17 protein-coding genes and 1 tRNA gene are annotated in these 19,385 nt (G+C 68.4%); 12 read left to right on the top strand and 6 right to left on the bottom strand.

The features are described 5' to 3' along the window. The first annotated feature begins 289 nt into the window (after positions 1-289). Together P0Y60_04730 and P0Y60_04725 are read left to right on the top strand one after the other, a co-directional pair. Positions 290-1,114, top strand: coding sequence for a sugar phosphate isomerase/epimerase (locus P0Y60_04730; GenBank protein ID WEK62067.1), 825 nt, complete (start codon positions 290-292; stop codon positions 1,112-1,114). Beyond that, positions 1,111-2,235, top strand: a complete 1,125-nt coding sequence (locus P0Y60_04725; GenBank protein WEK62066.1) for a Gfo/Idh/MocA family oxidoreductase — start codon at positions 1,111-1,113, stop codon at positions 2,233-2,235. Before P0Y60_04730 ends, P0Y60_04725 begins: the two co-directional genes overlap by 4 nt. Before the next feature lie 69 nt (positions 2,236-2,304). Here the strand turns inward: P0Y60_04725 and P0Y60_04720 are convergent, their stop codons facing one another. From P0Y60_04720 to P0Y60_04710, 3 genes are all read right to left on the bottom strand, one after another. Continuing rightward, positions 2,305-2,922, bottom strand: a complete 618-nt coding sequence (locus P0Y60_04720; GenBank protein ID WEK62065.1) for a TetR/AcrR family transcriptional regulator — start codon at positions 2,920-2,922, stop codon at positions 2,305-2,307. A gap of 131 nt (positions 2,923-3,053) precedes the next feature. Continuing rightward, positions 3,054-3,142: transfer RNA gene (locus P0Y60_04715), tRNA-Ser, on the bottom strand. 74 nt (positions 3,143-3,216) lie between these two features. Next, positions 3,217-4,221, bottom strand: a complete 1,005-nt coding sequence (locus P0Y60_04710; protein WEK62064.1) for a LacI family DNA-binding transcriptional regulator — start codon at positions 4,219-4,221, stop codon at positions 3,217-3,219. 158 nt (positions 4,222-4,379) lie between these two features. Here P0Y60_04710 and P0Y60_04705 point away from each other — a divergent pair, with 158 nt between their 5' ends. From P0Y60_04705 to P0Y60_04665, 9 genes are all read left to right on the top strand, one after another. Further along, entirely contained in the window at positions 4,380-5,894 is a 1,515-nt protein-coding gene (locus P0Y60_04705; GenBank protein WEK62063.1) for a sugar ABC transporter ATP-binding protein, read from the top strand. After that, on the top strand, positions 5,891-6,910 hold the full coding sequence (locus tag P0Y60_04700; protein WEK62062.1) for an ABC transporter permease: 1,020 nt from the start codon (positions 5,891-5,893) through the stop codon (positions 6,908-6,910). Before P0Y60_04705 ends, P0Y60_04700 begins: the two co-directional genes overlap by 4 nt. Then, positions 6,907-7,953 (top strand): ABC transporter permease, encoded by a 1,047-nt coding sequence (locus P0Y60_04695; protein WEK62061.1) that lies wholly within the window; start codon positions 6,907-6,909, stop codon positions 7,951-7,953. The genes P0Y60_04700 and P0Y60_04695 overlap by 4 nt, the downstream gene beginning before the upstream one ends. A gap of 50 nt (positions 7,954-8,003) precedes the next feature. Then, a complete protein-coding gene (gene rhaS / locus P0Y60_04690; protein WEK62060.1) occupies positions 8,004-9,041 on the top strand; it encodes a rhamnose ABC transporter substrate-binding protein in 1,038 nt (345 codons plus the stop codon). 57 nt (positions 9,042-9,098) lie between these two features. Next, positions 9,099-9,497, top strand: coding sequence for an L-rhamnose mutarotase (locus P0Y60_04685; protein WEK62059.1), 399 nt, complete (start codon positions 9,099-9,101; stop codon positions 9,495-9,497). Next, positions 9,494-10,660: an L-rhamnose isomerase gene (gene rhaI / locus P0Y60_04680; GenBank protein ID WEK62058.1), complete on the top strand. Its 1,167-nt coding sequence runs from the start codon at positions 9,494-9,496 to the stop codon at positions 10,658-10,660. The genes P0Y60_04685 and rhaI overlap by 4 nt, the downstream gene beginning before the upstream one ends. A gap of 64 nt (positions 10,661-10,724) precedes the next feature. Next, positions 10,725-12,761: a bifunctional aldolase/short-chain dehydrogenase gene (locus P0Y60_04675; GenBank protein WEK62057.1), complete on the top strand. Its 2,037-nt coding sequence runs from the start codon at positions 10,725-10,727 to the stop codon at positions 12,759-12,761. Next, positions 12,758-12,880 (top strand): hypothetical protein, encoded by a 123-nt coding sequence (locus P0Y60_04670; GenBank protein ID WEK62056.1) that lies wholly within the window; start codon positions 12,758-12,760, stop codon positions 12,878-12,880. The genes P0Y60_04675 and P0Y60_04670 overlap by 4 nt, the downstream gene beginning before the upstream one ends. Beyond that, positions 12,877-14,292, top strand: coding sequence for a rhamnulokinase (locus P0Y60_04665; GenBank protein ID WEK62055.1), 1,416 nt, complete (start codon positions 12,877-12,879; stop codon positions 14,290-14,292). Before P0Y60_04670 ends, P0Y60_04665 begins: the two co-directional genes overlap by 4 nt. 151 nt (positions 14,293-14,443) lie before the next feature. Here P0Y60_04665 and P0Y60_04660 read toward each other — a convergent pair whose 3' ends face one another. Next, complete coding sequence (locus P0Y60_04660) at positions 14,444-16,732, bottom strand: glycoside hydrolase family 3 C-terminal domain-containing protein (protein ID WEK62054.1); 2,289 nt, start codon at positions 16,730-16,732, stop codon at positions 14,444-14,446. 94 nt (positions 16,733-16,826) lie between these two features. Between P0Y60_04660 and P0Y60_04655 the strand changes: the two genes are divergently transcribed. Then, a complete protein-coding gene (locus tag P0Y60_04655) occupies positions 16,827-17,426 on the top strand; it encodes a TetR/AcrR family transcriptional regulator (protein WEK62053.1) in 600 nt (199 codons plus the stop codon). Between the two features lie 46 nt (positions 17,427-17,472). On the opposite strand, the gene P0Y60_04650 is transcribed toward P0Y60_04655, so the two are convergent. Beyond that, entirely contained in the window at positions 17,473-18,420 is a 948-nt protein-coding gene (locus tag P0Y60_04650; GenBank protein ID WEK62052.1) for a carbohydrate ABC transporter permease, read from the bottom strand. Continuing rightward, on the bottom strand, positions 18,417-19,382 hold the full coding sequence (locus P0Y60_04645) for a sugar ABC transporter permease (protein ID WEK62051.1): 966 nt from the start codon (positions 19,380-19,382) through the stop codon (positions 18,417-18,419). Before P0Y60_04645 ends, P0Y60_04650 begins: the two co-directional genes overlap by 4 nt. Between the last annotated feature and the right edge of the window lie 3 nt (positions 19,383-19,385).

Below are 19,385 nucleotides of genomic sequence, written 5' to 3'. Positions count from 1 at the left end.
GTGTTGTCGCCACAGTGTCGCACGAGCCGCGGACACTCGTGCGCCCCTGCCTGTGTGCGCGCGAGACACCGCTTCCGCCGCGAGACACCGCTTCCGCCGCGAGACACCCTCCTGCGCGCGAGAAATCACGCAGCGCACGATGTCTCGCGCGCGAGGTGGTTTCTCGGGCGTTGCGTGGTTTCTCAGCGCTGCCCGGCACGCAGCCATACATAACTTCCACATGGAGGTTTCTGTTAGCCTGTCGGCGGGCGTCATCATCTGCCCCCTCACACAACGAAGGAAGGTCACCGTGGCCCTGCCAGAAACCTCAGTCCAGCTGTACTCGCTCGCCACCGAGTTCACCGACGATATGGGCGGCTCGCTCGACAAGCTCGCCGCCATCGGTCTGCGCAACGTGGAGGCGTTCGACTTCGTCCGCCGTCCCGATGAGATCCGCGCAGCGCTGGACGCCTCGGGCCTCGCCTCACCGACCGGTCACGCCCCACTGCTCTCGGACCAACTGTGGACTCCCGACGGCTCGATCCCCACGCCGGCCCCCGAGGTCGTCTTCGAGGCCGCAGCCAAGGTCGGGATCACGACCGTGATCGACCCGTTCGTCGCGCCCGAGCGCTGGTTCACCCTCGACGGGGTCACCGACATCGCCGAACGGCTCAACGCCCTCGTCGACACCGCGGCCGGATTCGGGCTGCAGGTCGGCTATCACAACCACGCCCAGGAGTTCGTCGAGCGCTTCGACGGCGAGACGGCCTTCGAGCGATTCGTCGCGCTCACCGATGACCGCGTGGCCATCGAGCTCGACCTGTACTGGGCGCTCGTGGGCGGGCAGGACGTGACGGCGCTCGTATCGCACCTCGGCGACAGGCTCGTCGCCGCACACGTGAAGGACGGCGTCGCCCCGGCGAGCAACCCCTTCGCCCCCGGCGCCCCCGAGTTCGGCTCGGACAGCCTCGATCAGCGCCATGCCGGCACCGGCGACGTGCCGATCGCGGACTCGCTGCGCGCGGCATCCGCCCTGAAGTACGCCGTGATCGAGTACGACAACGCGCCCGGCGACGTGTTCGCCGACATCGCCGCCAGCTACGCGTTCCTCATCGAAGGCGGCTTCGCCCGATGAGCGCGGTCGGAATCGGCATCATCGGCGCCGGCGTCATCAGCGACACATATCTCGAGAACCTCTCGTCTTTCCCCGACGTCGAGGTGCTCGCCATCGGGGACCTCATCCTCGATCGCGCCGAAGCACAGGCCGCCGAGTACGGCGTTCCGACGTTCGGCTCGGCTGCCGACGTGCTGGCCCACCCGGGCGTCGACCTGGTCATCAACCTGACCATCCCTGCCGCGCACATCGAGGTCTCGCGTGCGGCGATCGCCGCGGGCAAGCATGTCTGGACCGAGAAGCCCCTCGGGCTCGACCGCGCGGCGGCAGCCGAACTGCTGCGCGAAGCAGAGGCCGCCGGCCTCCGGATCGGCTCTGCTCCCGACACGCTTCTCGGACCGGGCTTCCAGGCGGCGCGGCGCGCGATCGAGAGCGGCATCATCGGCCGCCCGCTGTTCGCGCAGACGACGTTCCAGACCCAGGGCCCCGACCTGTGGCACCCGGACCCCGCATTCCTCTTCGCCGAGGGTGCGGGCCCGCTGCTCGACATGGGCCCGTACTACTTCTCGGCTCTCGTCTCCCTGCTCGGCCCGGTCGATCACGTATCGGCCGTCGGCTCGAAGGCGCGCGAAGAGCGCACGATCCACAACGGCCCGATCGCGGGAACGACCTTCCCGGTGGAGGTGCCCTCGACGATCCAGATCGTGACGGCGTTCGAGGCGGGCGCGCAGGCGCAGAGCCTGCTGAGCTTCGACTCCGCCCTGGAACGTCACGGCGTCGTCGAGATCCACGGCACTGAGGGCACGATCGTGCTCCCCGATCCGAACGCGTTCGCCGGTCGCATCGCGTACGTCAAGCCTCTCGGTGTGATCCGCGATGGCATGTCGTTCGAGCAGGAGTGGATCGAGATCGCACACGACGACGTCACCGTCGGTCGCGGCATCGGCGCGCTCGACATGGTGCGTGCGATCGCCGAAGGGCGCCCGCACGTGGCATCCGGCGAGCTCGGCTTCCACGTGCTCGATGTGCTGCTCTCCGCGCAGGAGTCAGCGGCCACCGGACGCACCGTCACCGTCGAGAGCAGTGTCGCCCCGGTGCCACTGCTGCCCGACGGCTTCGACCCGTTCGCCGCGACGCTCTGACGCTCACGGACCATCACAGGCCCGTCGCCATCACGGCGGCGGGCCTTCCGTGTCCGCCGCCGCGCCCGCTCAGTCCGAATCGCGCGGGGCCGCGAGCAGCCGATCGAGCATCTCGAGCGCCGCTTCGTGATCGATCGAGGAGTCGAGCAGCCACTGCGTCTGCAGTCCGTCCGACGCGGCGATCACCAAGGCCGACACGAGCGCGGGGTCCAAGTCTGCACGCAGTCGATCACTCGCCTGCAGAACGGTGACCCGCTCGGCCAGTTGCGCACGGAGCCGGTCGAAGCGGTGCGTCGCGAACTCCTGCGCGGCCGGATGGTTCTCCTCGAGAGCCGACGCGACCAGGGTCGAGTAGAGCTGCACGAGCCCCGGGATGCTGCGATTCTCCTCAGCCGAGACCTTCATCATCATGGCCGGGCTGAGGTCGGGCGGCTCCGGCTTCTCATCGTCCGATCGCTTCTCCGACTCGCGGTACACCGCCACGAGCAGCTCGTCGAGCGACCCGAAGTAGTGCGTGAGTGCGGCGTGCGTCACGCCGACCTCCTGCGCGATGGCTCGGAGACTCGTCTTCCTCGCCCCCCGCTTCGCGAACACCTCGATCGCCCGGTCAAGGATCTCCTGGCGGCGGGCGATGCCCTTCGCGTAGCGCCCCGGCGAAGGGGATGCTCCGTCGGAAGGGGTGGACATGCTCCGATGATACCGAGGCGTGCGTCAGGCGATGAGACACCACGAAGAACGCAAGAAACCCCGCGGGACATGACGTGTCGCACGAATGATGATGCCTCGCGGAATACGCACCCTGATCAGGGCTTCTACTGCGGAGACGAGGGGATTTGAACCCCTGGTTCCCGTAAGGGAACTCCACCTTAGCAGGGTGGTGCACTCGGCCGGACTATGCGACGTCTCCAGGCATCCGACCCGAAAGCGCGGATGCACCTAGCCATCATAACGGGTCTGGCGCGCTGTCACGAACCAGCGCTTTCAGGTGCCGAGCGTGGATGCGCGCGCCACGAGCTCCGGGCGGAACAGCACGTGCTCGCGCACCGGTTCCTGCTCCCGCTGACTGCGCAGCAGCAGATCGACGGCGGTCGATCCGATCAGCGCGGCGGGTTGGCGCACGGAGCTGAGCGGGATCACCGCCGCGGCCGCGAAGTCGATGTCGTCGTAGCCGATCAGGGCGATGTCCTCCGGCACGCGGGCATCGCCGGTCATCACGAGACTCTGCAGGATACCGAGGGCGAGCAGGTCGTTGGCCGCGAAGATGGCATCGGGACGGGCCGCCGGCGCCCGGTCGAGGATCTGCTGCCCTACGCGGCGCCCCTCCTCCACGGTCAGTGCGACGGAGGCGACGAACTCCACGCCGACTCCCGCAGCCGATGCGGCGGCCTGCGCACCGCTGAGACGATCGGCGACCTGCCGCAGCGCGACCGGGCCTCCGACGAACGCGATCCGGGTGCGCCCGACGGCGAGCAGATGCTCGACCGCGACCCGTCCGCCCTCGACGTCATCGACCGCGACCGAGGCGAATCGCCCGTCCTGCGACTCGCGGTCGACGAGCACCGCGGGCGTGCCACGGTCCTGCATCTGCGCCAACCGCGGAAGCGACTCGCTGACCGGGGTCACCAGCACACCCGTGACCCGCTGCTCCTCGAAGAGATCGAGGTGCCGCGCCTCGCGCAGTTGCTTCTCGTCGCTGTTGGCCACGAGCACCGAGAGGCCGAACTCGTCGGCCCGTTCCTCCGCGCCTCGGGCGATCTCGGCGAAGAAAGGGTTGCGGATGTCGAGCACCACCAGGCCGATCGTGCGACTGCGGCCGGCTCGAAGCTGGCGGGCTGCGTCGTTGCGCACGAATCCCAGGCGGGCGATCGACGCCTGCACCCGGGCGACCGTGTCGGGATTCACCTTCTCCGGACGATTGAGAACGTTCGAGACGGTGCCGACCGAGACACCCGCGTCTTCCGCCACCTCGCGCACGCTGACCGCCATCGGTCCCCCTCCAGATCACCGCGGTCCGTGGGTGAAACGACTCATACGAACGCGCTACCTCAGACTCTCACGCGTTCTTGACAGCCGTCAACTCATGCTTTACTGTCATTCTCGACAGGGTTTGAAACGATTCAGTCCCTCAACGAAGAGAGAAATCGATGACTTCTGCCTCCCCGACTCCGGTGCTGCAGCTCACCGACGTCCAGAAGGCTTTCGGCTCGGTGATCGCCCTCCGCTCGGGCACGATCTCCGTGGATGCCGGATCCATCCACGCACTCGTCGGCGAGAACGGGGCCGGCAAGTCGACACTCGTCAAGATCGTCGCGGGGCTCTACCAGCGCGACGGCGGCACCTTCCGCCTCCGCGGCGACGAGGTCGATTTCACCTCCACGGCGCAGTCCAAGGCCGCGGGCGTCGCCGTGATCTACCAAGAGCCGACGCTCTTCCCCGATCTCTCGGTCACCGAGAACATCTTCATGGGACGCCAGCCGACCGGCACGCTCGGCCGCATCGACCGCAAGGCCATGCGCCACGAGGTCGAGCGCCTGTTCACCCGCCTCGGCGTGACGATCGACCCCGACCGTCCGGCGGAGGGACTCTCGATCGCCGACCAGCAGGTGATCGAGATCGCCAAGGCCGTGTCCCTCGACGCGACCCTGCTGATCATGGACGAGCCCACCGCAGCCCTCTCCGGCGTCGAGGTCGAGCGGCTGTTCGCGATCGCGCGCAGCCTCCGCGATGAGGGCCGCGGGCTGATCTTCATCTCCCACCGCTTCGACGAGGTCTTCGCCCTGTGCGACACCGTCACCGTCATGCGCGACGGCGCATACATCGCCACGAGCGCGATCGCCGACACGACCGTCGACGAGATCGTGCACCAGATGGTCGGCCGCGAGGTCACCGAGCTCTTCCCGAAGCAGGAGACGACGATCGGCGCTCCGCTGCTCGAAGTCGACGGACTCACCAGCCCCGGCATCTTCCATGACATCTCCTTCACGGTGCGCACGGGTGAGATCGTCGGTCTCGCTGGTCTCGTCGGTGCGGGACGCAGTGAGGTCGCCCGCGCCGTGTTCGGCGTCGACGGCTACCGCGCCGGAACCGTGACGATGAACGGCGCACGGGTTCCCGCGCGTCGCCCCGTCGATGCCATGCGCTCCGGTCTCGCCCTCGTGCCCGAGGACCGGCGCAAGCAGGGTCTCGTGATCGAGGCCGGGGTCGGTGGCAACATCACCCTCGCCATCCGCCGCCGCCTCGCGAAGTTCGGACTCATCACCACCGGCATCGAGAACCGTGCCGCCAAGGAGTGGGCCAGCCGCCTCGAGGTCAAGACGCACGCACTCGACACCGTCGCAGCGACACTCTCGGGCGGCAATCAGCAGAAGGTGGTGCTGGCGAAGTGGCTGGCGACCCAGCCGCAGGTGCTCATCATCGACGAGCCCACCCGCGGCATCGATGTCGGCACGAAGTCCGAGGTTCATCGCCTCCTCTCCGAGCTCGCAGGCCAGGGCATGGGCATCCTCATGATCTCCTCCGAACTCCCCGAAGTCCTCGGCATGGCCGACCGCATCCTCGTGATGCGTGAAGGCCGCATCACCGCAGAGATCTCCCGCTCGGAAGCGACTTCCGAAAACGTCATGTTCGCCGCGACTCACGCATCGGAGCTCTCCTCGTGACCACCGCCATCCCCGTCTCCTCCCTCACCAAGCGCATCTCCGGCCTCGGCAAGGCGCGCGAGTTCGGCATCCTGCTGGCCCTCGTGCTGGTCGTGACCGCCGCGACGCTCAACAACCCGAAGTTCCTGTTCAGCCCGGACGGATGGCGGGATCTGTTGTTGACGCCGTCGATCCTGGTGCTCGTGGCCGTCGGTCAGGCGATCGTGCTCGTCACGCGCAACGTCGACCTCTCGGTCGGCTCCGTGATGGGCCTCACCGCCTACCTCACCGGCCGGCTCTTCATCGACATCCCCGGCATACCGATCGTGCTCGTCGTCGCCGCGGCCGTCGTGTTCGGCGCCCTCCTCGGACTCGTGAACGGCGCTCTGGTGGCCTATGCCAAGGTCCCGGCGATGGTGATCACGCTCGGCACGCTGTATGCCTATCGCGGCATCAACGTGCTGTGGACGGGCAGCGACCGGGTGAACGCCTCCGACATGCCCAAGGACTTCCTCGCACTGGGCACCGGGCAGCTCGCCGGCATCCCGATCCTCGCGATCGTCGCCCTGGTCGTGCTCGCGATCGCCGCCTGGTACATGAAGAACACCCGCGGCGGGCGGGAGTACTACGCGATCGGATCCGACCCTGCCGCCGCCGAGCTCTACGGTCTGCGCGTCACGCGCCGCGTGCTGACGGCCTTCGTGCTGTCGGGAGCATTGGCCGGACTCGCCGGAGTGTTCTACGCGGCCCGCTACGGCACGATCAATTCGCAGGCCGGCGCCGGATGGGAACTCGATGCCGTGGGTGCCGCCGTCATCGGTGGCGTCGCGATCACCGGGGGCATCGGCTCGGTCTGGGGTGCGGCGATCGGTGCCGTGCTGCTGCTCACGATCAACCGTGCACTGCCGATCCTCGGCATCCCCGACTTCTGGCAGCGCGCGGTCGTCGGCCTGCTCATCATCGGCGCCATCGTGCTGGACCGCGTGCTCGCAGTCCGACAGAAACGGCGGCTCATCGAGGCGAGGGACCAATCATGACCACCGCGACCACCACGTCCCCGCGCGTCATCGGCGACTTCGACAAGCCGCTCTGGCGCCGCGTGCTGCTCACCCGCGAAGCGGCCATCGTCGGACTCCTGATCATCGTCGCCCTCGTCTCCTCGGCGAGCATCAAGGGCTTCGGGCAGCCGATCACCCTCACCTACCTGCTGCTCGATATCGCGCCGATCCTGCTGATCGCCCTGCCCATGACTCTGATCATGATCACGGGCGAGATCGACCTCTCGGTCGGCAGCATGGTCGGGCTCTCGAGCGTCGTCACCGGCGCCCTCGTACAGGCGGGCCTCCCGTTCGAGATCGCCGCCCTCGCCGCCCTCGTGGTCGGCATCGTCGGAGGCGCGTTCAACGGCTTCCTCGTCACCGTGGTCGGCCTGCCGTCGCTCGCCGTCACGATCGGCACGCTCGCACTGTTCCGCGGACTCGCGGTCGGACTGCTGGGCACCGCCGCCGTGACCGATTTCCCCGAGTTCTGGACCGACCTCGCGAAGGCGAAGATCACCGGCACGCCGATCCCGGTGATCACGATCCCGTTCCTCCTCCTCGTGGTCGTCTTCGTCGTGCTGCTGCACTTCACCCCGTTCGGGCGCGGCGTCTACGCGGTGGGCTTGTCGAAGGATGCCGCGCACTTCTCGGGCGTCGACGTGGAGCGCACGAAGTTCATCCTCTTCATGCTCTCCGGCGCGGTCGCCGCGTTCGCCGGCATCTTCTACACGCTGCGCTACGGCAGTGCCCGCGGCGACAACGCGACCGGCCTCGAACTCCAGGTCATCGCGGCCGTGGTGCTCGGCGGCGTCTCGGTCTTCGGCGGACGGGGCCAGATCTACGGCGTGATCGCCGCCGCGTTGCTCATCGGATCGCTCGCCAGCGCACTGCGTCTGGTGAACGTCACCTCCGATGTCATCAACATCATCACCGGCACACTGCTCGTGCTCTCGGTGGTGGCCGCAAGCTTCCTGGCCTGGCTGCAGAAGAAACGCCGCCGACCGGGCAGAACCCCCGCCGGTGCCGTCACAGCTTCATGACACCGATGGACGCCGCACCCGCGGCATCTTCTGACGAAAGGAAACGAACAATGACGTTTGCACGCAAGCGTGTGACCGCCTTCGCCGCCCTCGCGGTGGCAGCAGCGGTCGCTCTCACAGGATGCACGGCCTCCGGCGACGCCGGCGACGGCGGCGACTCGGACGGCGACAGCTCGAACCTCGCCATCACCTTCCTGCCCAAGAACCTCGGCAACCCGTACTTCGACACGTCCAGCGAGGGCGGCAAGAAGGCTGTCGAGGAGTTCGGCGGCACGTTCGCCGAGGTCGGCCCCGCCGAGGCGACGCCCGATGCGCAGGTCAGCTACATCAACACGGCGACGCAGCAGGGCGTCGGAGCGCTCGTCGTCTCGGCGAACGACCCGAAGGCGATCTGCGACGCCCTCAACGAGGCACGGGATGCCGGGATCAAGGTCGTCACCTTCGACTCCGACACCAACACCGACTGCCGCGACCTGTTCATCAACCAGGCCGATTCCGAGGGCATCGCCAAGGTGCAGGTCGACCTGATCGCCGACCAGATCGGTGGAACCGGCGAGGTCGCCATCCTCTCCGCATCCGCCAACGCCACGAACCAGAACGCCTGGATCGACCTGATGAAGGAGTACGCCGCCAGCGAGTACCCCGACATCACGATCGTCGAGACGGTCTACGGCGACGACGACGACCAGACCTCGTTCGACAAGACCGCGGCGCTCCTGCAGACCCACCCCGACCTGAAGGGCATCATCTCGCCCACGACCGTCGGAATCGCGGCTGCGGCGCGCTACCTGTCGACCTCGGACTTCAAGGGCAAGGTCGCGCTGACCGGACTCGGCACGCCGAACCAGATGCGCGAGTACGTCGAAGACGGCACCGTCACCGCGTTCGCACTGTGGAACCCGGCCGACCTGGGCTACCTCGCGGCCTTCGCCGCTCAGGCGCTCATCGCCGGTGACATCACGGGCGAAGAGGGCGACACCTTCACCGCCGGCGACCTCGGTGAGTACACCGTCGGCGCCGATGGCGTGGTGCTGCTCGGCGACCCGTTCGAGTTCAACGCCGACAACATCGGCGACTTCGACTTCTGAGTCGTTTCCGTCCGGCCGGCGTCCACGGGCGCCGGCCGGACACCCGAGAGGATCCCCATGACCCGCGTCGCCTTCCAGCTCCAGGTGCGTCCGGAGCTGCTCGACGAGTACCTCGACCGGCACTCGCCCGTCCGGCCCGAGATGCTGGCCGAGATCGCTGCGGCCGGGCGACGCAACTACTCCCTGTTCCTCGGCCAGGGCGGCACGCTGATCGGTTACTACGAGACCGACGACGACGCCGCGGCCCAGGCCTACCTCGCCTCCTCACCCATCGCTGCTCGATGGGAGGCGGAGATGAGCACGTACTTCCTCGGCCTCGACGGACGCCCCGACCAGGCCGCCACCCCGCTTTCCGAGGTGTTCCACCTCGAAGACCAGCTCTCCGCGGCAGACGCGACCGCCGCGCCCGCAGACTCCTCCGTCACCCGCAACCACGAAGAAAGCAGTGCATCGTGAGCATCCTCACCCCCGAGAACCTCGCCGCTCTCGAGAAGCAGGCCATCGAACTCCCCAGCTGGGCGTTCGGCAACTCCGGCACGCGATTCAAGGTGTTCGGCACACCGGGCACGCCGCGCGACCCGTGGGAGAAGATCGCGGATGCCGCGCAGGTCAACAAGTACACCGCTCTGGCCCCCGCGGTCGCCCTGCACATCCCGTGGGACGTGGTCGACTCCTACTCCGACCTCCGCACGCACGCCGAAGACCTGGGCGTCGAGCTCGGAACGGTGAACTCCAACACCTTCCAGGACGACGACTACAAGTTCGGCGCATTGACCCACGAAGACGCGTCGATCCGGCAGAAGGCCATCGATCACCACCTCGCCTGCATCGACGTGATGGATGCCACGGGCAGCCGCGACCTCAAGATCTGGCTCGCCGAAGGCTCGAACTACCCCGGACAGGCCGACCTGCGCGGACGCCAGGACCGCCTGCAGGAGTCGCTCCAGCAGATCTACGCACGCCTCGGCGACGACCAGCGGCTGGTGCTCGAGTACAAGTTCTTCGAGCCGGCTTTCTACCACACCGATGTTCCGGACTGGGGAACGTCCTACGCGCAGGTGAGCTCTCTCGGAGACAAGGCGATGGTCTGCCTCGACACCGGCCACCACGCCCCCGGCACCAACATCGAGTTCATCGTGATGCAGCTGCTGCGCCTGGGCAAGCTCGGGTCCTTCGACTTCAACTCGCGCTTCTACGCCGATGACGACCTGATCGTCGGGGCCGCCGACCCGTTCCAGCTGTTCCGCATCCTGTTCGAGGTCGTGCGCGGCGGGGGCCTCAACAACCCCGACGTCGCGTTCATGCTCGACCAGTGCCACAACGTCGAAGACAAGATCCCCGGCCAGATCCGCTCCGTGCTCAACGTGCAGGAGATGACGGCCCGCGCGCTGATCGTCGACCGCGACGCTCTGACGGCGGCGCAGAAGTCGGGCGACGTGTTGGCCGCCAACGCCGTGTTCATGGACGCGTTCTACACCGACGTGCGCCCGGCGCTCGCGGAATGGCGCGAGTCGCGCGGCCTGGCTGCCGACCCCATGGCGGCGTACGCGGCATCCGGCTACCAGCAGCAGATCGCCACCGACCGGGTGGGCGGCGTGCAGGCCGGTTGGGGCGCCTGAGCGCGCCTCTTCTTCGACACCTCTCGACGCCTCTCGCGACTTTCGAACCAAGGACACGACTCTGATGACGAACCCGACCGCCGCCGACCTGATCGCGCACAGCAACCGCCTGGGCTCTGACCCGAAGAACACCAACTACGCGGGCGGCAACACCTCCGCGAAGGGCACCGAGACCGATCCGGTGACCGGGCAGCCGGTCGAGCTGCTGTGGGTGAAGGGATCGGGCGGCGACCTGGGCACGCTGACCGAGCAGGGCCTCGCGGTACTGCGCCTGGACCGCATGCGCGCGCTCGTCGACGTGTACCCGGGTCTCGACCGCGAGGACGAGATGGTCGCGGCGTTCGACTACTGCCTGCACGGCAAGGGCGGGGCGGCGCCCTCGATCGACACCGCGATGCACGGCCTCGTGGATGCCGCGCACGTCGACCACCTGCACCCCGACTCCGGCATCGCGATCGCGACCGCCGCGGACGGAGAGGCGTTGACCGGGAAGATCTTCGGCGAGAAGGTCGTGTGGGTGCCATGGCGCCGCCCCGGCTTCCAGCTCGGACTCGACATCGCGGCGATCAAGGCCGCGAACCCCGCCGCGATCGGTTGCATCCTCGGCGGACACGGCATCACCGCCTGGGGCGACACGTCGGAGGAGTCCGAGTCGAACTCGCTGTGGGTCATCGACACCGCGGCCGCGTACATCGAGGCGAACGGCACGCCCGCTCCCTTCGGCGGCGTGCGCACCGGCTTCGAGGCGCTCCCTGAGGCCGAGCGCCGCGAGCGTGCCGCCGTCCTGGCCGGGACGATCCGTGGCATCGCATCGACCGACAGGCCGCAGATCGGCCACTTCACCGACGCCGATGTCGTGCTCGACTTCCTGGCCTCAGAGCGTGCTCCCGAGCTCGCGGCTCTCGGCACCAGCTGCCCCGACCACTTCCTGCGCACCAAGGTCAAGCCGCTCATCCTCGACCTGCCCGCGACCGCGACCGCCGAGGAACAGATCGCGCGGCTGCACGAACTGCACGCCGGGTACCGCGCCGACTACCAGGCCTATTACGACGCGCACGCCACCAGCGACTCCCCGGCGATCCGCGGCGCCGACCCGCTCATCGTGCTGGTGCCCGGCATCGGCATGTTCTCGTACGGTGCGAACAAGCAGACGGCCCGCGTCGCCGGTGAGTTCTACGTCAACGCGATCAATGTGATGCGCGGCGCCGAGGCGCTGTCCACCTACTCCCCCATCTCCGACGCCGAGAAGTTCCGCATCGAGTACTGGGCGCTGGAGGAGGCGAAGCTGCAGCGGATGCCGAAGCCGAAGTCGCACCAGGGCCGCATCGCGTTCGTCACCGGCGCCGCCTCCGGCATCGGCAAGGCCATCGCCACGCGTCTCGCGGCCGAAGGCGCCTGCGTCGTGATCGCCGACCTCGACCTCGAGAAGGCTCAGGCCGCAGCGGCAGAACTCGGCGGCACCGACGTCGCGATCGGAGTCGCCGCGAACGTCGCCGACGCCGACGCCATCCAGGCCGCGCTGAACGCTGCGGTGCTGGCCTTCGGTGGCGTCGACCTCGTCGTCAACAACGCCGGGCTGTCGCTGTCGAAGCCGCTGTTGGAGACCACCGAGAAGGACTGGGATCTTCAGCACGACGTCATGGCGAAGGGCTCGTTCCTCGTGTCGAAAGCCGCGGCTCGCGTGCTGATCGACCAGAAGCTGGGCGGCGACATCATCTACATCTCGTCGAAGAACTCCGTCTTCGCCGGCCCCAACAACATCGCCTACTCCGCGACCAAGGCCGACCAGGCCCACCAGGTGCGTCTGCTCGCGGTCGAGCTCGGCGAGTTCGGCATCCGTGTCAACGGCATCAATCCCGACGGCGTCGTGCGCGGCTCCGGCATCTTCGCCTCAGGCTGGGGTGCGAACCGCGCCGCGACTTACGGCGTCGCCGAAGAGGACCTCGGCCAGTACTACGCCAACCGCACGATCCTCAAGCGCGAGGTCGTGCCCGAGAACGTGGCGGATGCCGTGTACGTGCTGACCGGACCCGAGCTCAGCCGCACGACCGGCCTGCACATCCCCGTCGACTCCGGCGTGGCCGCCGCCTTCCTGCGATGACCGTGAACCACTACCGCCGAGTGCACGGGATGCTGTCGAGTGCACGACGCGCCGACGTCGCGAACCCGTGCACTCGCACGGATGCCGTGCACTCGACGAGCGACGCGGCGAGCGCATGACCGTGCGCGCCGTCGCCGCGGTCGACCTGGGCGCGACCAGTGGACGCGTCATGATCGGGCGCGTCGGCGACGGGATGCTGGAGCTCGAGCTCGTCTCACGCTTCCCGAACGGTCCGGTCGAACGCGAGGACGGCCTGCACTGGGACTTCGGCGCGTTGTACGGGCGCGTGCTCGACGGGCTCGCCGAAGCCGTCCGCCGCGAGCCGGGCATCGAGAGCATCGGGATCGACTCGTGGGCGGTCGACTACGGACTCCTCCGCGACGACGAGCTGCTCGCCGCGCCGTTCCACTACCGCGACGAGCGCACGGCGCGGGGTGTCACCGAGGTGCATACGATCGTGCCCTTCGCCGAGCTCTACGCGCGCAACGGACTGCAGTTCCTGCCGTTCAACACGCTGTACCAGTACCGCGTGGACGCGCGGCTGGCGGATGCCGACACGGCCCTGCTCGTGCCGGATCTGCTCGCGTTCCTCCTCACAGGCGCCCGCGTCGCCGAGCGCACGAACGCCTCGACGACCGGCCTGCTGGGCGTGGTCGACGGCGAGTGGGACACGGCGTTGGCGGATCGCCTCGGCATCCCGATGCGGATTCTGCCCCCGCTGATCGACCCCGGCGCGACCATCGGACGCCTGCGCCCCGAGCTCGCCGCACGCATCGGCAAGGATCTGCCGGTGATCGCCGTCGGCTCGCACGACACGGCATCCGCAGTGGTCGCCGCCCCCCTCTCGACGGCGTACTCGGCCTACATCTCCTGCGGCACCTGGGGCCTGGTCGGCATCGAACTCACCGACCCCGTGCTGACGGATGCCGCGCGCGACGCCAACTTCACGCATGAGCTCGGCGTCGACCGGCGCTACCGGTTCCTGCACAACGTCACCGGGCTCTGGCTGCTCAGCGAGACCGTGCGGGTCTGGGAGGCGGAGGACGGGTCGACGATCGATCTGGCCACGCTGCTCGCCGCGGCATCCACCGTCGTCACCGTCGTGCCGGTGTTCGATGCGAACGATCCCTCGCTCTCCGCGCCGGGCGACATGCCCGCGCGCATCAGCGCACTCGTCCGCTCACGGGGCGAGGAGGCACCCGTAGATCGGGCGGCCTTCGCCCGCATGATCGTCGAGTCGATCGCCGCTGCGTTCGCGGATGCCGTGCGCACGGCATCCGCACTCTCCGGACGCACGCTCGACGTCGTGCACATCGTGGGCGGAGGGTCGCTGAACCGGCTGCTGTGCCAGGCCACCGCCGACCGCACGGGTCTTCCCGTGCTCGCCGGCCCTGTCGAGGCCACCGCGCTGGGGAACGTCCTCGTGCAGGCCCGAGCCCTCCGCGCCGTGCCCTCATCGCTCGAGGAGCTGCGCGCCCTGGTCACGGCGACCCACGAGCCCGAGCGCTTCACCCCCGCACTCGCGCGCTGACTGATCGCGCCCCGCACGCCGTGACGATCAGCCGAGACCCCCGCTGAGCATCGGCGCCCCCGCTGAGCGACGTCTGCCAGCAGGGGTTTCGGCAACCGGCGGGGGTCTCGACGATGATCGGCCGAGATCGCCCCCCCCCCCCCCCCCCCCGCTACAGGGCGGGAACCACTCCCGCGTTCGCGGCCGCGATCAGCTGCTCGACCTGCTCGTAGGTCACGGCCACGCCGGGGAATCCGACCAGGCGACCGATCGGGAACGACGCCATCATCTTCTGCATCGCCTCGTCGTTCGGGATCATGGATGCCGCCGACGAGTCGGCCCCGTTCAGTTCGCTCATGAAGCCGCCGAGCGCGCCCATCACGATGGGTCCGGCGACGGGGTGGGCGAGCACATCGCCCACCGAGGAGTTCATCGTCAGGTCCTGTCGCACCTCGTCGCCCTCCACCGCGACAACCGCGGAGGAACGGATGTCACGGCTCGACGCGGCGACCTCGACGGTGTAGTCGCCACCCTCGACGACCCAGCGGTCGACGCGCACATCCCAGTACGCCAGGTCTTCGCGCCGCACGACCAGCTCGACCGTGCGGGTCTCCCCCGCGGCGAGCGCGACCGACGAGAACGCCTTGAGCTCACGCGGGGCGCGCTGCACGATCGACGTCGCCGGGGCCACGTAGACCTGCACGACCTCGCGACCGTCACGGTCACCGGTGTTCGTCAGGTCGAGCGTCACGACGATGTCGCCGTCCGCCGAGACCGAGGCGGATGCCGCGCCGTACTCGAACGTCGTGTATGACAGGCCGTGCCCGAACGGATAGGTGACCGCGAGTCCCTTCGCGTCGTACCAGCGGTAGCCGACGAGCACGCCTTCGCCGTAGCGCACGTGCCCGAACTCGCCGGGGAAGTTGCCGAACGAGGGGTTGTCCTCGAGCCGCACCGGCACGGTCTCGGTGAGCTTGCCCGAGGGGTTCACGACGCCGTAGAGCACATCGGCGACGGCACCGCCCCCGGCCTGTCCGAGCAACCACGTCTCGACGATCGCGGGAACCCGGTCGGCGAACGGCAGCGCGACCACGCCCCCGTTGGAGAGCACGACCACGGTGCGCGGGTTGGCCGCGACCACGGCATCCAGCAGCGCGAGCTGCTCGGCGGGAAGGTCGATGTGGTCGCGGTCGAAGCCCTCCGACTCCTCGGCGGCAGGCAGTCCCACCAGCACGACCGCGACCTCGGCGGCGGCAGCCACCGCGACGGCCTCGTCGCGCAGGTCATCGGCACTGCGGCCGGATGCCGCGACAGCGCCACCGGTGACCGCGAACCCCGCGGCGTAGGTGACGTTGTCGCCGCCGACCGCACGCAGCTCGTCGAGCGCGGTGTCGACGCGCGTCGGGTTGATCAGTGACGAGCCGGCGCCCTGGAATCGCGGCTCGGCGGCGAACGCCCCGATCACCGCGATCTTCTGCGTGGCGGCGAGGGGCAGCACGGCGCCGTCGTTCTTCAACAGCACGATCGAGCGGCTGGCCGCCTCACGAGCCAGTGCGTGGTGCGCGTCGACGTCGAGCGGCCCGGCGACCGCGGGGCGCGACTGAGCCTTACGCACGAGGTCGATCGCGCGCGCGGCCGCGGTGTCGAGCACCGACTCCGCGAGGGTCCCCGCGCGCACGGCATCCACCAACTGGGCATCGGTGCGTCCGCCCGAGGCGGGCATCTCGAGATCGAGCCCGGCGGCGACACCGGCGACGCGGTCGTTCACGGCACCCCAGTCCGAGACGACGAGCCCGTCGAAGCCCCAGTCGTCGCGCAGCACGCGGGTGAGCAGCCACGGGTCCTCCGAGGTCCACACGCCGTTGAGCTTGTTGTACGAGCACATCACCGTCCACGGCGAGGCATCCTTGACGACGCGCTCGAAGCCGCGCAGGTAGATCTCACGCAGCGGGCGGGGGTCGACGTCGGAGCTCGCGCGCATGCGGTCGAACTCCTGGTTGTTCGCCGCGAAGTGCTTGAGCGACGTTCCCACGCCCTGCGACTGCACGCCGCGCACCGATGCCGCGCCCAGCACACCCGACACGATCGGGTCTTCCGAGAAGTACTCGAAGTTGCGTCCGCAGAGCGGCGAGCGCTTGATGTTGATGCCCGGTCCGAGCACCACCGCGACATGCTCGATCGCGGCCTCCACGCCGATCGCCGCACCGACGCGCTCGATGATCTCGGGGTCGAACGACGACCCGATCCCGACCGCGGGAGGGAAGCAGGTCGCCTGCACACTGCTGGCGAGACCGAGGTGGTCGGTGCCGCCCGCCTGCTTGCGGAGCCCGTGCGGCCCGTCGGTCATCATGATCGACGGGATGCCCGCCCGATCGACGGCCTTGGTGGTCCAGAAGTCCGCGCCGCTGGTGAGCGACGCCTTCTCCTCGAGTGTCAGATCGGATGCCGAGAGGTCGGTCATGGTGGTCCTTTCGCGGACGACGGCGGTGTCTCTGCGAAAACTATATGTCCTTCAGTATTAGATTTCAAACGTTGTTCAGGATTACTCTCGAGTCATGGCACGACGGGGTTCTTACGCGAAAGGCGTCGCGAGACGCGAGGAGATCCTCGAGAGCGCGCTCGACGTGATCGGACGCAAGGGGTATCAGAACGCCTCCCTCAAGGAGATCGCCGAGGTCGTCGGCGTGACACCCGCCGCACTGCTGCACTACTTCGGCTCCAAGGAGGAGCTGTTCACCGAGGTGCTCCGCAAACGCGACCAGCGCGACGGGATGGATCCCTCCTTCGTCGATGCAAACGAGGCGATCGCCGGGTTCATCGACGTCATCCGACACAACACCGAGGTACCCGGACTGGTCGCGCTGTTCTCGCGCCTCTCGGTCGATGCGGCCGACCCCGAGCATCCGGCGCACCAGTATTTCCTCGACCGGAGCGAACGCCTGCGGGAGACCTTCACCGAGAGCTTCGGCGCTCCGGGCTTCCAGCGCCTGCCGCTCGACCCCGACACCCTCGCCCGCGTGATCCAGGCTGCATCCGACGGGCTGCAGTTGCAATGGATGATCGACCCCACCGTCGACATGCCCGGAATCATGGAGGCGCTGATCGGCGCGCTCCACACGCCGACACCCCCGGCGAGCGCCGAGACCCCCGCGTAGTCGCGCAGCACAGCGGGGGTCTCGGCACGCAGCGGGGGTCTCGGCGCTAGCCCTTCACCGCACCGCCGAGCCCTGCCGAGCGCAGGAACACGGACTGGAAGATCAGGAACATCGCGATCGGGATGAGCGTCGCGATCGCGAGCGCCGCGAGGAACACGTCGAGCTCGGTCTGGGACTGCACCGCGGGCAACCGCACTGACAGCGGCTGCACCGCAGGGTCGGGCAGCACCAGCATGGGCCACAGGTAGTCCTTCCACGCCGCGATGATCGCGAACACCGAGACCACGCCGAGGATCGGCTTCGACATCGGCAGCACGATCGACCAGAACAGCCGGAAAGGACCCGCCCCGTCGGTGCGCGCGGCCTCGAACACCTCACGCGGCAGGCTGTCGAAGAACCGCTTCACCAACAGGATGTTGAAGGCGTTAGCGCCCATCGGCAACCAGACCGCGAGGTAGTTGTTGAGCAGATTCACCTCCCCCAGCAGCGGCGGATTCACGATCGTCAGGTACAGCGGCACCAACAGCACGATCCCCGGGATGAACAGCGTCGCTAGCACCAGCGCATTGAGCACCGGCGCATAGGCGGGCCGCAGCACCGACAGGGCATATCCGGCGGTCGTCGCGATGAACAGCTGCACGAACCAGGCTCCCAGCGCGATCACCACGGTGTTCAGGAAGTACTGGTCGATGTGGATGTCGTTCCACGCGGTCGACAGGTTCTCCCAGTCGATGCCGTTCGGCCACAGCGCGAACGGCTGTTGCAGGGTGTCCTGCGTGGGCGTCACGGCCGACTTCGCGAGCCACAGGATGGGACCGAGACCCGCCACGACCAACCCGACCAGCAGGAAGACGTGCGTGAGCGACATGCCGATCCGGATGCCGGGGCGCCGACGCTCGGAGTCGGAGATGACCGTGCGGTCCCCGACGCGGTCGACGGCCTTCTCGGCCGCCTTCTCCGCGGCGCGGGTCGAGAGGCGGGTGGTCAGGCTCACGTCGTGCTCCAACGGTCGGTCAACTTGAAGTACAGCCAGGACAGGACGGCCAACACGATCGCCAGCAGCACCGAGACCGCCGTGGCCTCGCCGTAGTCGCCGCCGAGACTGTTGCGGAACGCCTTGTCGTAGATGTAGAGCAGCACGGTCTTGGTCGCGCCCGCCGGTCCTCCGCCGGTGAACAGGAAGGGTTCGAGGAACACCTGCGCCGTGGCGATCACCTGCAGGATCAGCATGATGAACAGGATGCCGCGCAGCTGCGGGAGCGTGACGTGCCAGATCTTCTTCCAGATTCCGGCGCCGTCGACCTCGGCGGCGTCGTAGAGCTCCGGCGGCACTCCCAGAAGCGCCGCGAGGTAGATGATGATCGATCCCCCGGCCCCGGCCCAGGTCGCCTCGAGCACGAGCGAGGGCATCGCCTGCACAGCATCCTGGATCCACGGTTGCGGAGGGATGCCGACCCACGCCAGCACCGAGTTGAAGACGCCGGACGGGTCGGCGCTGTAGAAGAACTTCCACAGCAGCACCGCGACCACCGGAGGGATCACGACCGGCAGATAGGCCAGCGCCGAGTAAATGCCCTTGCCTCTTCTCACCTCACTCATCAGCACCGCCATCAGCAGCGGCAGCGGGAACCCGAACAGCAGGGCGAGCACGGCGAACCACAGCGTGTTGATCACGGCGCGACCCAGCTCGGGGTCGCCGATCACGGCGAGGTAGTTGTCGAAGCCGACCCATTCCGACACGATCAGGTTCGTCTTCTGCAGGCTCATGATCACGGACTGCACGATCGGCGACCAGGAGAAGAAGACGAACACGAACAGCATCGGCAGCACGAACAGGAGGTTCGCCGCGCCGCCGCCGCGGTACCAGGTCAGAGGCGAGCGGCGGCGGGCACGTCGCACAGCGGGCGGCGGAGAGGTCTCCACCGCCGCCCGCTGCTCGGGGAGCGTCATCGTCATCGG

The sequence above is a fragment of the Candidatus Microbacterium colombiense genome (genome assembly GCA_029203165.1).
Taxonomy (GTDB): Bacteria; Actinomycetota; Actinomycetes; order Actinomycetales; family Microbacteriaceae; genus Microbacterium; species Microbacterium colombiense.
Note: the sequence above shows the minus strand (reverse complement) of the source record. Positions and strands in the feature narration are given on the sequence as shown.